This is a genomic window from Streptomyces sp. NPDC001292, from assembly GCF_042896465.1.
In the GTDB taxonomy this organism is placed as follows: Bacteria; Actinomycetota; Actinomycetes; order Streptomycetales; family Streptomycetaceae; genus Streptomyces.
The window spans coordinates 1-14,988 of record NZ_JBIAXG010000002.1; the positions used below are offsets into that span (position 1 = coordinate 1).

6 protein-coding genes, 1 tRNA gene and 1 rRNA gene are annotated in these 14,988 nt (G+C 69.7%); 7 read left to right on the top strand and 1 reads right to left on the bottom strand.

All coding sequences use genetic code 11. The features are described 5' to 3' along the window. The first annotated feature begins 161 nt into the window (after nt 1–161). From rrf to ACFY4A_RS02785, 3 genes are all read left to right on the top strand, one after another. Nucleotides 162–278 (top strand): 5S ribosomal RNA (gene rrf / locus ACFY4A_RS02775). 114 nt (nt 279–392) lie between these two features. Continuing rightward, nucleotides 393–1,073 carry a DegT/DnrJ/EryC1/StrS family aminotransferase gene (locus ACFY4A_RS02780; RefSeq protein WP_390827942.1) on the top strand — a complete coding sequence of 227 codons (681 nt, stop codon included), beginning with the start codon at nt 393–395 and terminating at the stop codon, nt 1,071–1,073. 41 nt (nt 1,074–1,114) lie between these two features. Beyond that, nucleotides 1,115–1,190: transfer RNA gene (locus tag ACFY4A_RS02785), tRNA-Thr, on the top strand. A gap of 59 nt (nt 1,191–1,249) precedes the next feature. Here ACFY4A_RS02785 and ACFY4A_RS02790 read toward each other — a convergent pair. After that, nucleotides 1,250–4,003, bottom strand: coding sequence for a SpoIIE family protein phosphatase (locus ACFY4A_RS02790; RefSeq protein ID WP_390827633.1), 2,754 nt, complete (start codon nt 4,001–4,003; stop codon nt 1,250–1,252). Nucleotides 4,004–4,380: 377 nt separating this feature from the next. Here ACFY4A_RS02790 and ACFY4A_RS02795 point away from each other — a divergent pair, with 377 nt between their 5' ends. The 4 genes from ACFY4A_RS02795 to ACFY4A_RS02810 all read left to right on the top strand — a co-directional run bounded on the left by ACFY4A_RS02795 (nt 4,381) and on the right by ACFY4A_RS02810 (nt 14,915). Continuing rightward, nucleotides 4,381–9,888: a HAMP domain-containing protein gene (locus tag ACFY4A_RS02795; protein WP_390827634.1), complete on the top strand. Its 5,508-nt coding sequence runs from the start codon at nt 4,381–4,383 to the stop codon at nt 9,886–9,888. A gap of 291 nt (nt 9,889–10,179) precedes the next feature. Continuing rightward, nucleotides 10,180–10,860, top strand: a complete 681-nt coding sequence (locus ACFY4A_RS02800) for a two-component system response regulator (protein WP_390827635.1) — start codon at nt 10,180–10,182, stop codon at nt 10,858–10,860. 177 nt (nt 10,861–11,037) lie between these two features. After that, nucleotides 11,038–13,794: a DNA translocase FtsK gene (locus ACFY4A_RS02805; RefSeq protein WP_390827636.1), complete on the top strand. Its 2,757-nt coding sequence runs from the start codon at nt 11,038–11,040 to the stop codon at nt 13,792–13,794. 278 nt (nt 13,795–14,072) lie between these two features. Then, complete coding sequence (locus ACFY4A_RS02810) at nt 14,073–14,915, top strand: helix-turn-helix domain-containing protein (protein WP_390827637.1); 843 nt, start codon at nt 14,073–14,075, stop codon at nt 14,913–14,915. Nucleotides 14,916–14,988: the final 73 nt, after the last annotated feature.

Sequence of the window (14,988 nt, forward strand, 5' to 3'; positions counted from 1 at the left end):
GGTTGATAGGCCGGATCTGGAAGCACCGTGAGGTGTGGAGGTGACCGGTACTAATAGGCCGAGGGCTTGTCCATAGAGGCTCGCGTCCACTGTGTTGGTTCTGAAACCACGAACAACCGTCGTAGCCGTTGCTGCGGTTCCGGTTGATTGTTTCATAGTGTTTCGGTGGTCATAGCGTGAGGGAAACGCCCGGTTACATTCCGAACCCGGAAGCTAAGCCTTACAGCGCCGATGGTACTGCAGGGGGGACCCTGTGGGAGAGTAGGACGCCGCCGAACAAATTGTGAGAGGGTTGGACCCCGAACTTCGGTTCCGGGTCCAACCCTTTTTTGTTTTCCGTTACTTGAAGTTCATGTTGCACAACCAGCATCCGCCTCATGGGTATTGCTGCTCTGCTCAGGGCCGCCGGCGTCGGAGTCGGTGACGAGGTCGTCGTGCCGGCGTTCGGCAACGTGGAGGTCGCCGAGGCCGTGACACAGGTGGGCGCGCTGCCTGTGTTCGCCGACATAGACCCGATGACGTACTGCCTCGACGCCTCCGCCGTCGAACAGGCCCTGACTCCGCGGACGGTGGCCGTGGTCGTCGTACACCGCTTCGGCCGGTCCGCCGACATGGGGAGGCTGCACGCGATGGGCCAGCGGCACGGCCTGCTGGTGCTGGAGCACGGCGAGTCCGAGGCGCCGTACGACGAGATGGCGCAGCGCAGGGAGCGTGCCGCCTATCTGGACACCAAGCTGCGGGGCGTACGGACGCCCGACGGCGGTGACGGGCACACCTATCAGCAGTACGTGGTGCGGGTGCCCGGGAACGGCCGGCCGGACCGCGACGCCTACGCACGCGCCATACAGGCCAGGGGAGTTGACTGCCGGGTGCCCGTGAAAACCCCCGTGCACCGGCTTCCGGAGTTCCGTCGGTGCGTGTCCCTTCCGGAGACCGAGCGGGCCGCCGAGGAGACACTCGCGCTACCCGTGGACGCGTCGCTGACGCGCCGGGAGATGCAGCGGATCGTCTCGGTGTGCAACGCGCTCGGCGGACCGATCGTGGTTGGGAGCACGGCCCTGTTCGGGGTATGATCTATTCCGTTGCCGCGGGGGAAACCCCGGCAGGGCGACCGGCCCCTATAGCTCAGTCGGCAGAGCGTCTCCATGGTAAGGAGAAGGTCAACGGTTCGATTCCGTTTGGGGGCTCCAACGAAAAGGGCCCTCACCCGATGGGTGAGGGCCCTTTTCCACGCCCTGGGGCAGCCGCCCTACTGCGGGAGGCCCGGCACCCGCATCGCCAGGATGGCCATGTCGTCGGACGGGGCGTCCGAGGCGAAGCGCTCCACCGCGCGCATGATGCGGGCCGCCACCGCACCGGCCGTCAGACCCGTACAGGTGGTCAGAACATCGGCGAGACCGTCGTCGCCCAGCATCCGGCTGCCCTCACGGCGTTCGGTGACGCCGTCCGTGACGCACAGCAGCACGTCGCCCGGGTCCAGAGTGATCGTCTGCTCGTACAGCTCCAGGTCCTCCATGACGCCGAGCAGCGGCTGGGGGTCGGCGGCCGGCTCCACCGTGCCGTCCTGACGCAGGCGCAGCGGCAGCGGATGGCCGGCACAGACCACCTTCAGCCGGGCGCTGCCGTCCTCCTGCGGCCACAACTCGCCGTACAAGAGCGTGAGGAAGCGGCTGCGGGCGCCCTCGTCGAGGATCGCGGAGTTCAGGCGCTCCAGCACCGCCGGTCCGCCGAAACCCTCGCGGGCCAGCAGCCTGAGCGCGTGCCGGGCCAGGCCGGTCACCGCGGCCGCCTCCGGGCCCGTACCGCAGACGTCGCCGATGGCGAAGCCGTAGGCGCCGTCACGGATGGGGAAGAGGTCGTAGAAGTCGCCGCCGACCTCGTTGCCCTCGCCGGCCGCGCGGTAGATGACTTCCACCTCCACGCCCTCGACGTCGGGGAGTCCCGGGGGCAGGAGGCTGCGCTGAAGCGACTGGCTGATGGCCGTGCGCTCCGAATACAGGCGGGCGTTGTCCAGGGCGAGGGCGGCGCGGCGGCTCAGGTCCTCGGCCAGTTCCAGGATCTCCTGGCGGAAGTGCTCGTCGGTGGGCTTGCCGAGGGTGAGCATGCCGATGACGCGGTTGCGGGCGACCAGCGGCAGGACGACCGTTTCGCCGCCGACCGCGGAGGCCGTGGCGAGGGTCGGTCCGATGATCGTACTGATCTGGTGGTGCGAGTCACCCAGGCTGAGGCTGCGCATGGAGCTGCGCAGGGCCGCCTGGTGGGCGGCCTCGCCGGGGGCGGTCCACACGCGCGCTCCGGGTGTGGGCACCGGGTCCGGCGGGGCGATCTTGGACAGCAGGGACTTGATGCCGTCGATCAGCTCCTCGTCCTCGTGCAGGACGTAGGACAGGTAGGGGTCGGAGGCCTGGTCGGCGATCGTGTAGACGGCGCACCAGGTGGCCAGGGTCGGGACCGTCATCTGGGCCATCAGGGCGAGGGTCTGGTCGCGGTCCAGGGTGCCGGCCAGCAGGTCGGAGGCCTCGACGAGGAAGCTGAGGGAGCCGCGGCGCAGCCGCTCCAGTTCGCCGAGGCGGGCCGACTCGACGGCGAGGGCGATGCGGTCGGCGGCGAACTGGAGGCGCAGCGCCTCCTCGTTCGAGTACCGGCCGGGCGCCTCGGCGGCGACGCCGAGGGAGCCGGTGAGGCGGCCTTCGACCTTCAGCGGGACGGTGACGACCGAGCGCATGCCCGTGCTGTTGAGGAGGGGGACGGCGCCCGGGACGGCGGTGAGGTCGTCGTGGACGGCGGGCATCCGGGCGGAGCCGTAGCGGCCGGGGCCCGCCTCGACGGGGACGCGGGCGAAGCGCTGGCGTGCGGAGGGCAGACCGGTGGAGGCGCGGACCTCCAACTCCGTTTCGTCGTCGGTGGCCAGCAGGAGGAAGGCGGCGTCGCCGTCGAGCATGTCGCGGGCGCGTTCCACCGTGCGTTGCAGCAGGCCGTCGAGGTCGTCGGGGGCGGGAGAGCCGATGAAGACCTCGAACGGGTCGGCGCTGGGGCCCTCGGGGGCGCTGCCCGCGTCGGAGGTCGCCGGAAGGCGCAACGGTGTCTGGAGCACGGCCCGTTCGTGGTCCCGCACGAGCAGGCAGACCGTGGAGGGCTCGCCGTCCGTGTCACGTACGCGGAGGTGGGAGGCGTAGACGGGGATGACGCGGCCGTGGGCGCCGCGGATGCCGTAGCTGCCTTCCCAGCGGGAGAGTTGGAGCGCCTCGGCGATGCCCGTGCTGGTGCCGGGGGTGTGCGGCCAGGCGGCGAGGTCGGTCAGTGGCCTGCCGGTGACCTGCTTGGCAGCGAAGCCGAACAGTTCCTCGGCGTCCTCGTTCCAGGCGGTGATGGAGCCGCCGCTTTCGATCTGGACGACGGCCACGCGGACCCGGCCGTCGGCGAGCGGGAGGAGGTCGGCAGGCAGGCAGGGGCCGGCTGCGCGCGTGCCGACCGGGCGCTCGGGCAGGTCCAGTTGGAACCAGACCTTCTTGTGCGTCGGCGTGTACTCCACGCCCCAGCGGCCGGCCAGGGCCGCACACAGTTGCAGGCCGCGGCCGCCCTCGCGGTCGGGGCTGCCCATGTTGACCGCCGAGCTCTGCACCGGGAGTTCGCGCTCGGGGTAGCGGTCGGACACCTCGATGCGCACCCCCTCGTCGCTGCGCAGGCACAGCACGTCGGCCGCGGTTCCGGCATGGACGACGGCGTTGGTGACCAGTTCGCTCGTGAGGACCACCGCGTCGTCGACGATGTCGCCGAAGCCCCATCCCTGGAGGGTGTCGCGGACGAAGGACCGGGCGGTCGCGACCGATCGGCCCAGGGGATCGAAGCTGGCGGCCGCGCGCGCGGTGATCACAGAACTCCTCGTCCGGTTGTCGACGTGCAGACCCTGGTGGCCGACGGGCTCTCGCCGCTGCTCCGGCAGCTGCGGTCCGTTCGGCTGCGGCTCCGGGGTCTGTCCCCCCGGGATCACTCCGGTGGTCATGTCTGCGGCCGCCCTCCGATGCCCGCTCGTTCCCGTGCCACCGCCCAGACCGGACGGACCGGTGCGGCTGGACAGCCCCATGCAAGGTTACTTACCTTCGCCGTCCACGCGGACGCCGGTCGCCAGTGTTTCCGCCCCGAGGGTGTGCGGAGGGTGTGCGAAGCTGCCGAACTGTTATGGCCTGGTTCGGCCGGGGTGAAACACTGGGCAGGCTTCTGGTGAAGGTCCGGGCAGGCTGAGTGTGTTCTCTGCAACCCAGGGCAGCGGCTCTCCCTGTGGGCTGATTACATCGGACAGGAATACGCAGCATTAACCGGTACGTCGAGTAGGCGTACCGCAGCACGGCGGTAACGGTCGACCCCTGCGGGAGGGACACAGTGGAGTCTGGCGCAGCGACGCGGGGCACGAAGACGCGCGCGAAAGGCGGACAGTCCCCGAAGAACCGGCGCACGACGCGCAACGGGACCACCGAGGTGGACACGGCTTCCCTGAACCGACTGCTGGCCGCTCTGGTGTCGATGCGCGACGGCAATTTCCGCAGGCGGCTCACGGTGTCCGGGGACGGCGTGATGTCGGAGATCGCGGCCGTCTTCAACGAGGTGGCCGACCGCAATCTGCATCTGACGGGCGAGTTGTCGCGGGTGCGACGCATGGTGGGACGTGAGGGAAAACTCACCGAGCGGCTGGAGACGGGCGCTTGCGAGGGCTCCTGGGCGACCGCTATCGACCACTCCAACGCGCTCGTCGACGATCTCGTACGACCCGTCTCGGAGGTCGGCCGGGTCCTCTCCGCGGTCGCCGAGGGCGATCTGTCGCCGCGCATGGAGCTGCGCACGCAGGTGCCGGAGGGGGCCGGGCACCCGCTGCGCGGTGAGTTCCTGAAGGTCGGTCGGACCGTCAACAACCTCGTCGACCAGTTGTCGACGTTCACCGACGAGGTCACGCGCGTGGCCAGCGAGGTGGGCACGGAGGGCAAGCTGGGCGGGCAGGCGCGGGTGCGCGGTCTGTCCGGATCGTGGAAGGACCTCACGGACTCCGTCAACACGATGGCGTCCCGGCTGACGGCGCAGGTGCGGGATATCGCGCTGGTCACGACGGCGGTGGCCAAGGGCGATCTGTCACGCAAGGTGACCGTCCATGTCGCCGGCGAGATGCTGGAGCTGAAGAACACCGTCAACACGATGGTCGACCAGCTCTCCGCGTTCTCCTCCGAGGTGACACGGGTCGCCCGTGAGGTGGGCACGGACGGCATCCTCGGCGGTCAGGCGCATGTGCCCGGGGTCGACGGTACGTGGAAGGAACTCACCGACTCGGTGAACCTGATGGCCGGCAATCTGACGGCCCAGGTGCGCGGGATCGCCCAGGTCACGACCGCCGTGGCGAACGGTGATCTGTCGCAGAAGGTGACCGTGCCGGCGCGTGGCGAGGTCGCGCAGCTCGCGGACACGATCAACCAGATGACCGAGACGCTGCGCATCTTCGCGGACGAGGTCACGCGGGTGGCCAACGAGGTCGGCGCCGAGGGCCGCCTGGGCGGCCAGGCGAACGTGCCCGGGGTGGCCGGCACCTGGAAGGACCTGACGGACTCCGTCAACACGGTGTTCCGGAATCTCACCACGCAGGTGAGGGACATCGCCACCGTGACGACGGCCGTGGCCAGCGGTGATCTGTCGCAGAAGGTCACCGTCGACGTGGCCGGCGAGATGCTGGAGCTGAAGAACACCGTCAACGGCATGGTGGACCAGCTGTCGTCCTTCGGTGCCGAGGTCACGCGGGTGGCGCGGGAGATCGGGGTCGAGGGCGAGCTGGGCGGTCAGGCCCAGGTGGCGGGCGCGGCGGGGACCTGGAAGGACCTCACCGACTCCGTCAACACCGCGTTCCGCAACCTCACCGGGCAGGTGAGGAACATCGCCCAGGTGACGACGGCCGTGGCCAACGGTGATCTGTCGCAGAAGGTCACCGTGGACGTCTCCGGCGAGATGCTCCAGCTGAAGAACACCGTGAACACGATGGTGGACCAGCTGTCGTCGTTCGCCGACCAGGTGACCCGGATGGCCCGGGACGTGGGCACGGAGGGCCGCCTGGGCGGTCAGGCCCGGGTGGACGGCGTGTCCGGCACCTGGAAGGAGCTCACCGACTCCGTCAACTTCATGGCGGGCAACCTCACCTCTCAGGTGCGGCAGATCGCCCAGGTGACGACGGCCGTGGCGCGCGGCGACCTCTCGCAGAAGATCGACGTCGACGCGCGCGGGGAGATCCTGGAGCTGAAGAACACCATCAACACGATGGTCGACCAGCTCTCCGCCTTCGCCGACCAGGTCACCCGGGTCGCCCGTGAGGTGGGCACGGAGGGCCGGCTTGGCGGGCAGGCGCAGGTGCCCGGCGTCGCCGGTGTGTGGCGCGACCTCACGGACTCCGTGAACGGCATGGCCGGCAACCTCACCGCCCAGGTGCGCAACATCGCCCAGGTCGCCACCGCCGTGGCCCGCGGTGACCTCTCGCAGAAGATCACCGTGGACGCGCGCGGGGAGATCCTGGAGCTGAAGAACACCCTGAACACCATGGTCGACCAGCTCTCCTCGTTCGCCCAGGAGGTCACGCGGGTGGCCCGTGAGGTGGGTACGGAGGGCATCCTCGGCGGCCAGGCCGAGGTCCAGGGGGTCTCCGGCACCTGGAAGGACCTCACCCAGTCCGTGAACTTCATGGCGAACAACCTGACCAGCCAGGTGCGCAACATCGCCGAGGTCACGACCGCCGTCGCCAAGGGCGACCTGTCGAAGAAGATCACCGTCGACGCCAAGGGCGAGATCCTCGAGCTCGTCACCACCGTGAACACGATGGTCGACCAGCTGTCGTCGTTCGCCGAGCAGGTCACGCGGGTGGCCCGCGAGGTGGGCACCGAGGGCATCCTCGGCGGCCAGGCGCACGTGCCCGGTGTCGTGGGCATCTGGAAGGACCTCAGCGACAACGTCAACCTGATGGCCAACAACCTGACCATGCAGGTGCGCAACATCTCCCAGGTCGCGGCCGCGGTCGCCAACGGCGACCTGACCCGGACGGTGACCATCGAGGCGCGTGGCGAGGTCGCGCAGCTCGCGGACACGTTCAACACCATGGTGAAGACGCTGAGTTCGTTCGCCGACCAGGTCACGAAGGTGGCCCGTGAGGTGGGCACGGACGGCATTCTCGGCGGCCAGGCGTACGTCCCGGGGGTGGCCGGCACCTGGAAGGACCTCACCGAGTCCGTGAACCAGATGGCGTCCAATCTGACCGGTCAGGTTCGCAACATCGCCATGGTCACCACCGCCATCGCCAAGGGCGATCTGACCAAGAAGATCGACATCGACGCGCGTGGGGAGATCCTGGAGCTGAAGACGACCATCAACACGATGGTCGACCAGCTGTCCAGCTTCGCCGAGGAGGTCACCAGGGTCGCCCGCGAGGTGGGCACCGAGGGCCAGCTCGGCGGCCAGGCACGCGTGCGTGACGTCGACGGCACCTGGCGGGACCTGACCGAGTCCGTGAACGAGATGGCCGGAAACCTCACCCGGCAGGTGCGCGCCATCGCGCGCGTGGCCACCGCGGTCACCCGCGGCGACCTGAACCTGAAGATCGACGTCGACGCCTCCGGCGAGATCCAGGAGCTCCAGGACTACATCAACAAGATGATCGCCAACCTGCGCGACACCACGATCGCCAACAAGGAGCAGGACTGGCTCAAGGGCAACCTCGCCCGCATCTCCGCGCTGATGCAGGGCCGTCGTGACCTCCAGGACGTGGCCTCGCTGATCATGAGCGAGCTGACGCCGGTGGTCTCGGCGCAGCACGGTGCCTTCTTCGTCGCCATGCCGCTCGTCGACGACACGGACCTCGGGGGCGAGGGCGACGACGCCTACGAGCTGCGGATGCTGGGTTCCTACGGCTACTCGCTGGGGTCCATGCCGACGTCGTTCCGGCCGGGCGAGGCGCTGATCGGGACCGCCGCGGAGGAGAGGCGCACCATCCTCGTCGACAACGCGCCCAGCGGCTATCTGAAGATCTCCTCCGGGCTCGGCGAGGCGCCGCCCGCGCAGGTGATCGTGCTGCCGGTGCTGTTCGAGGGGACGGTCCTCGGCGTCATCGAGCTGGCCTCCTTCACGCCGTTCACGCACATCCAGAAGGACTTCCTGAACCAGATCGCGGAGATGATCGCCACCAGCGTCAACACCATCTCCGTCAACACCAAGACCGAGCAGCTGCTGAAGCAGTCCCAGGAGCTGACCGAGCAACTGCGCCTGAGGTCGGAGGAGCTGGAGCAGCGGCAGAAGGCGCTTCAGGCGTCCAACGCCGAACTGGAGGAGAAGGCCGAGCTGCTGGCCCAGCAGAACCGCGACATCGAGGCGAAGAACTCCGAGATCGAGGAGGCCCGGCAGGTTCTGGAGGAGCGCGCCGAACAGCTCGCCGTCTCCATGCGCTACCGCAGCGAGTTCCTGGCCAACATGTCGCACGAGCTGCGTACGCCGCTCAACTCCCTGCTGATTCTGGCCAAACTGCTCGCCGACAACGCCGAGGGCAACCTCTCCCCGAAGCAGGTCGAGTTCGCCGAGACGATCCACGGCGCCGGCTCCGACCTGCTCCAGCTGATCAATGACATCCTGGACCTGTCGAAGGTCGAGGCGGGCAAGATGGACGTCTCCCCGACGCGCATCGCGCTCGTCCAGCTCATCGACTACGTGGAGGCCACCTTCCGCCCGCTGACCGCGGAGAAGGGCCTCGATCTGTCCGTACGGGTGTCGCCGGAGCTGCCCGCGACCCTGCACACCGACGAGCAGCGGCTGCTCCAGGTCCTGCGCAACCTGCTGTCCAACGCGGTGAAGTTCACCGACTCCGGGTCGGTGGAGCTGGTCATCCGGCCCGCCCGGGACGACGTTCCGCAGCCGATCCGCGAGCAGTTGCTGGAGGCCGGCTCGCTGACCGACCCGGACGCGGCCTTGATCGCCTTCTCCGTCACCGACACCGGAATCGGCATCGCGGCCAGCAAGATGCGGGTGATCTTCGAGGCGTTCAAGCAGGCCGACGGCACCACCAGCCGCAAGTACGGCGGTACCGGCCTCGGGCTGTCCATCTCGCGGGAGATCGCGCAACTGCTCGGCGGTGAGATCCACGCCCAGAGCGAGCCGGGCCGCGGCTCGACGTTCACCCTGTACCTGCCGCTGCACCCGGGGGAGCTGCCGCCGCAGGGCTACCAGCAGCCCGGCTCCGTACTGGACGCCCGCGAACTGGTCGCCGCCCCCGGGCCGGACCCGTCCGGGCAGGCCGCCGCGCAGGTCGAGACGCCGGCGGAGGTGAAGTCGTACCAGGAGACGCAGAACGGCCCCGCCGCGCTCTTCCGGCGCCGCCGCAAGGCCCTGCCCGCCGCCGACCCCAGGCCGGCGCAGCACGGGCAGCCGCTTCAGGAGCAGTGGGTGGTGGCGTCGGCGGGCCCGGCGGAGCCGGAGACCGTCCCGCAGGGGCACCGTGACATCCGGTTCGGCGGCGAGAAGGTGCTCATCGTCGACGACGACATCCGCAACGTCTTCGCCCTGACCAGCGTCCTGGAGCAGCACGGCCTGTCCGTGCTGTACGCCGAGAACGGCCGAGAGGGCATCGAGGTGCTGGAACAGCACGATGACGTGGCGGTCGTCCTGATGGACATCATGATGCCCGAGATGGACGGTTATGCGACGACCACGGCGATCCGGCGGATGCCGCAGTTCGCCGGGCTGCCGATCGTCGCGCTGACCGCGAAGGCGATGAAGGGCGACCGGGAGAAGGCGATCGAGTCGGGCGCCTCCGACTACGTGACCAAGCCCGTGGACCCCGATCACCTGCTGACGGTGATGGCGCAGTGGATGAGCGGGGAGTGACGGCGCAGCGGTGACCGGAACGTTCGCAGGACGCGGGACGTTGTCGACTCGGAGGCCCCGAAGCCGTGTAGGAGTGCGGAATCCGGGGAACCTTCTGGTCTCCCGCGGCGTTTCTGCCAGGTGCACAGTGACATCACGGTGACAGGGTGTGGCGACGGGCGGGGTGCGGCTACGATGACCGGCACAAGGACGGGCGGCGCAAGGGAGTCGTCCCCTGGGGCGGCACCCGCCGGTGCTTCCCCGGTTCCTGCGGACAGGGGCGGCCCCAAGCCGGGGCGAGGAGGGCGGGCCATGGTGCAGAAGGCCAAGATCCTCCTGGTCGATGACCGGCCGGAGAATCTGTTGGCGCTGGAGGCCATCCTCTCTGCGCTCGATCAGACGCTGGTGCGGGCATCGTCCGGGGAGGAAGCGCTCAAAGCACTGCTCACGGACGACTTCGCGGTCATTCTGCTGGACGTTCAGATGCCGGGCATGGACGGCTTCGAGACGGCCGCGCACATCAAGCGGCGGGAGAGGACCCGGGACATTCCGATCATCTTCCTCACCGCGATCAACCACGGCCCCCACCACACCTTCCGCGGCTACGCGGCCGGCGCGGTGGACTACATCTCCAAGCCGTTCGACCCGTGGGTGCTGCGCGCGAAGGTCTCGGTCTTTGTGGACCTGTACATGAAGAACTGCCAGCTGAAGGAGCAGGCGTCCCTGCTGCGGCTCCAGTTGGAGGGCGGTGGCAAGGGCGCGGTGGGCGACGGCAAGGAGTCGGCCGGTCTGCTCGCCGAACTCTCCGCCCGTCTCGCCGCGGTCGAGGAGCAGGCGGAGGCCCTGTCCAAACAGCTGGACGACGAGTCCGCCGACGCGGCGGCGGTGGCCACGGCGGCCCACTTGGAGCGCAAGCTGACGGGTCTGCGACGCGCCCTGGACGCGCTGGAGCCGGGCACGGGGAGCACATCGTCGGTGCCTTCGCAGGGCTGAGCCCGAATCCGGGGGCGGGGGCCCGGCCCACTCGGCGAGCGGCGGGACCGCGCCATGCTTCCCGCGATGTACGGCTCTTGAGGGCGTGTCAGCCCGGCTCCTCTCCGGACACGACACGAACGGGTGAAGCAACGGGCGCACGTGTCCGCTGTCGTCTCCACCGGTAACCTCACACCCATGGCCTCACGTCCCTCCGCAGCCAAGAAGCAGCCCGCGAAGAAGGCTGCCGCTTCCGGGGCGGCTCCGGCGAAGAAGGCCGCCGCGAAGAAGGCGCCCGCCAAGAAGGCGCCCGCCAAGAAGGCGCCCGCCAAGAAGGCCGCGGGCAAGCCGGCGCCCAGTCCGACGGGGGGCGTGTACCGGGTCGTGCGCGCCCTCTGGCTCGGGCTCGCGCACGCCGTCGGCGCCGTCTTCCGCGGAGTGGGGCAGGGCGCCAAGAACCTCCACCCCGCGCACCGCAAGGACGGCATTGCGCTGCTGTTGCTCGCCGTCGCCCTGATCGTCGCCGCCGGTACCTGGGCCGATCTGCGCGGGCCCGTCGGCGACCTGGTCGAGATCCTGGTGACCGGCGCGTTCGGACGGCTGGACCTGCTGGTGCCGATCCTGATCGCGGTCATCGCCGTCCGCTTCATCCGGCACCCCGAGAAGCCCGAGGCCAACGGCCGGATCGTCATCGGACTGTCCGCCCTGGTGATCGGCGTGCTGGGGCAGGTTCACATCGCCTGCGGCTCGCCCGCCCGCAGCGACGGCATGCAGGCGATAAGGGACGCCGGCGGGCTCATCGGCTGGGGCGCGGCGACCCCGCTGACCTACGCCGTGGGCGAAGTCCTCGCCGTACCGCTGCTCGTGCTGCTCACGGTGTTCGGCCTGCTGGTCGTCACCGCGACCCCGGTCAACGCGATCCCGCAGCGGCTGCGGCTGCTCGGGGTGAAGCTCGGCATCGTGCACGGCCCGGAGGCCGAGGAGTACAGCGACGACGACGCGCGCTACGAGGAGCAGTGGCGCGAGGCGCTGCCCGCGCGCTCCCGCAAGCGGCAGAGCGCCGCCCAGGACTACGACCCGGACGCCGCGGAGCAGGAGGCCCTCTCCAAGCGGCGTTCCCGTCCCCGTCGCTCGGCGGTGCCGCAGCCGGACATGGAACGGCAGATGGACGCCGTGGACGTCGCCGCCGCTGCCGCCGCCGCACTCGACGGCGCGGTGCTGCACGGCATGCCGCCCTCGCCGATCGTCGCGGACCTCACCCAGGGCGTCGGCGTGGGCGACCGCGGGGAGAGCACGACCCCGACGCCCGTGCCCGCCGCACGCCCCGGCGAGGACGGCCGGACCGGACGGTCCCCGCAGGAGCCGCCGGTCCAGCGGCCCGCGAGCCCGAAGCAGTCCGGGGTCCCCGACCTCACGAAGACCCCGCCGCCCCAGCCCCGCGACCTGCCGGCGCGCGCCGAGCAGCTCCAGCTCTCCGGCGACATCACCTACTCCCTGCCCTCCCTGGACCTGCTCGAGCGGGGCGGTCCGGGCAAGGCGCGCAGCGCGGCCAACGACGCCATCGTCGACGCGCTCTCCAACGTCTTCACCGAGTTCAAGGTCGACGCCCGCGTCACCGGGTTCACCCGCGGCCCGACGGTCACGCGCTACGAGGTCGAACTCGGACCCGCCGTGAAGGTCGAGCGGATCACCGCGCTGACCAAGAACATCGCGTACGCCGTCGCCAGCCCGGACGTGCGGATCATCAGCCCGATCCCCGGCAAGTCCGCGGTCGGCATCGAGATCCCCAACACCGACCGGGAGATGGTGAACCTCGGGGACGTGCTGCGTCTCGCGGACGCCGCCGAGGACGACCACCCGATGCTCGTCGCGCTCGGCAAGGACGTCGAGGGCGGCTACGTGATGGCCAACATCGCGAAGATGCCGCACATCCTCGTCGCCGGCGCCACCGGCTCCGGCAAGTCCTCCTGCATCAACTGCCTGATCACCTCGGTCATGATGCGGGCGACTCCGGAGGACGTGCGCATGGTCCTCGTCGACCCCAAGCGCGTCGAACTGACCGCGTACGAGGGCATTCCGCACCTGATCACGCCGATCATCACCAACCCCAAGCGGGCCGCCGAGGCCTTGCAGTGGGTCGTGCGCGAGATGGATCTGCGGTACGACGACCTGGCGGCGTACGGGTTCCGGCATATCGACGACTTCAACGAGGCCGTGCGCAGCGGCAGGGCCAAGGCGCCGGAGGGCAGCGAACGGGAGCTCCAGCCGTACCCGTACCTGCTGGTGATCGTGGACGAGCTCGCCGACCTGATGATGGTCGCGCCGCGTGACGTGGAGGACGCGATCGTGCGCATCACCCAGCTCGCGCGTGCCGCCGGCATCCACCTGGTGCTCGCCACCCAGCGCCCCTCGGTCGACGTGGTCACCGGTCTGATCAAGGCGAACGTGCCCTCCCGGCTCGCGTTCGCCACCTCCTCGCTGGCCGACTCCCGCGTCATCCTCGACCAGCCGGGCGCCGAGAAGCTGATCGGCAAGGGCGACGGGCTGTTCCTGCCGATGGGCGCGAGCAAGCCGACCCGTCTTCAGGGCGCGTTCGTGACCGAGGCGGAGGTCCAGGAGGTCGTCCGGCACTGCAAGGACCAGATGGCGCCGCTCTTCCGGGACGACGTCGTCGTCGGCACCAAGCAGAAGAAGGAGATCGACGAGGACATCGGCGACGACCTCGACCTGCTGTGCCAGGCGGCCGAGCTGGTCGTCTCCACGCAGTTCGGCTCGACGTCCATGCTCCAGCGCAAGCTGCGCGTCGGCTTCGCCAAGGCGGGGCGGCTGATGGACCTGATGGAGTCCCGCGGCATCGTCGGGCCCAGCGAGGGATCCAAGGCGCGTGACGTTCTTGTGAAGCCCGACGACCTGGACGGCGTGCTGGCCGTGATTCGTGGGGAGTCTGAGGGGTAGCAGGAAGACGCCGTCCGGCGGATGCGCTCGCCGCGGGTGGGCGCGTGGACCGTGATCCACCCGTTAGCGAGCTATGGGCAACCGTTTCGCCTGGGCGTACGTCAAGTTGAGCGAGAGGACCGGTGCGGGTCCCGCCCTGGGCCCACATCTGTCCCACCATCGGATTGTCCGGCCATTCCGATGGCGTACAAATTCCTACCGCCGGGTCGCTTCACCCTTTGGCACCTCCCTAGACTGAACCTCCAGCACAGGCGGCTACACGCTCGAAAGGCGCCCCCGTGTCCATCGGCAACTCCCCTGAAGACGAGCGTCCCTTCGAAGACGTTTCCGAGGAAGCCAGCCCCTCCGTCGGCCGTGCCCTGAAGGAGGCGCGGATCGCCGCCGGACTGACCGTCGACGACGTCAGCAGCGCCACCCGGGTCCGCGTCGCCATCGTGCACGCCATCGAGGCCGACGACTTCGCCCCCTGCGGCGGCGACGTCTACGCCCGCGGCCACATCCGGAACCTGGCGAAGGCCGTGCGCGTCGACCCGGGCCCGCTGCTCGGGCGCTTCGACGCCGAGCACGGCGGCCGCCCCGCCCCGACCCCGGCCGCCCCCCTGTTCGAGGCGGAACGTATCCGCCCGGAGCGGCGCGGGCCCAACTGGACCGCGGCCATGGTCGCGGCGATTGTCGTCGTGATCGGTTTCGTCGGCTTCACGGCCTTCAATGGCGGCAGCGACGACACAGGCGCCAAGGGGCAGATCGGTGAGGGCTCCACGCCCACGGCCGGCACGTCGGCCTCGCCCACGCCGAAGAGCAGCAAGACCGCCGACCCCACACCGGCGCCGTCCGACAGCGCCATCGCGGCCGCGCCGCAGGACAAGGTGACCGTGCAGGTCAGCGCCGACAACGGGCGCAGCTGGATCTCGGCCAAGGACCACAACGGCCGGATGCTCTTCGACGGGCTCCTGCAGAAGGGCGAGTCCAAGACCTTCCAGGACAGCTCCAAGATCAACCTGATCCTCGGCGACGCCGGCGCGATCCAGCTGTACGTCAACGGCAAGAAGATCGAGGACCAGTTCCAGCCGGGCGCCGTGGAGCGCCTCACGTACACCAAGGGCGACCCGCAGGCCGGGTAGTGGCCGACGAGCGGCCCGTACACAAGGGGCCGAACAGTCAGGCGAGCACGGGGTCGGCCAAGATCGGCCAACC

Coding starts and splice junctions, on each gene's coding strand:
- ACFY4A_RS02790 (WP_390827633.1), bottom strand. CDS start 4,003: ATGACCACCGGAGTGATCCCGGGGGGACAGACCCCGGAGCCGCAGCCG.
- ACFY4A_RS02800 (WP_390827635.1), top strand. CDS start 10,180: ATGGTGCAGAAGGCCAAGATCCTCCTGGTCGATGACCGGCCGGAGAAT.
- ACFY4A_RS02805 (WP_390827636.1), top strand. CDS start 11,038: ATGGCCTCACGTCCCTCCGCAGCCAAGAAGCAGCCCGCGAAGAAGGCT.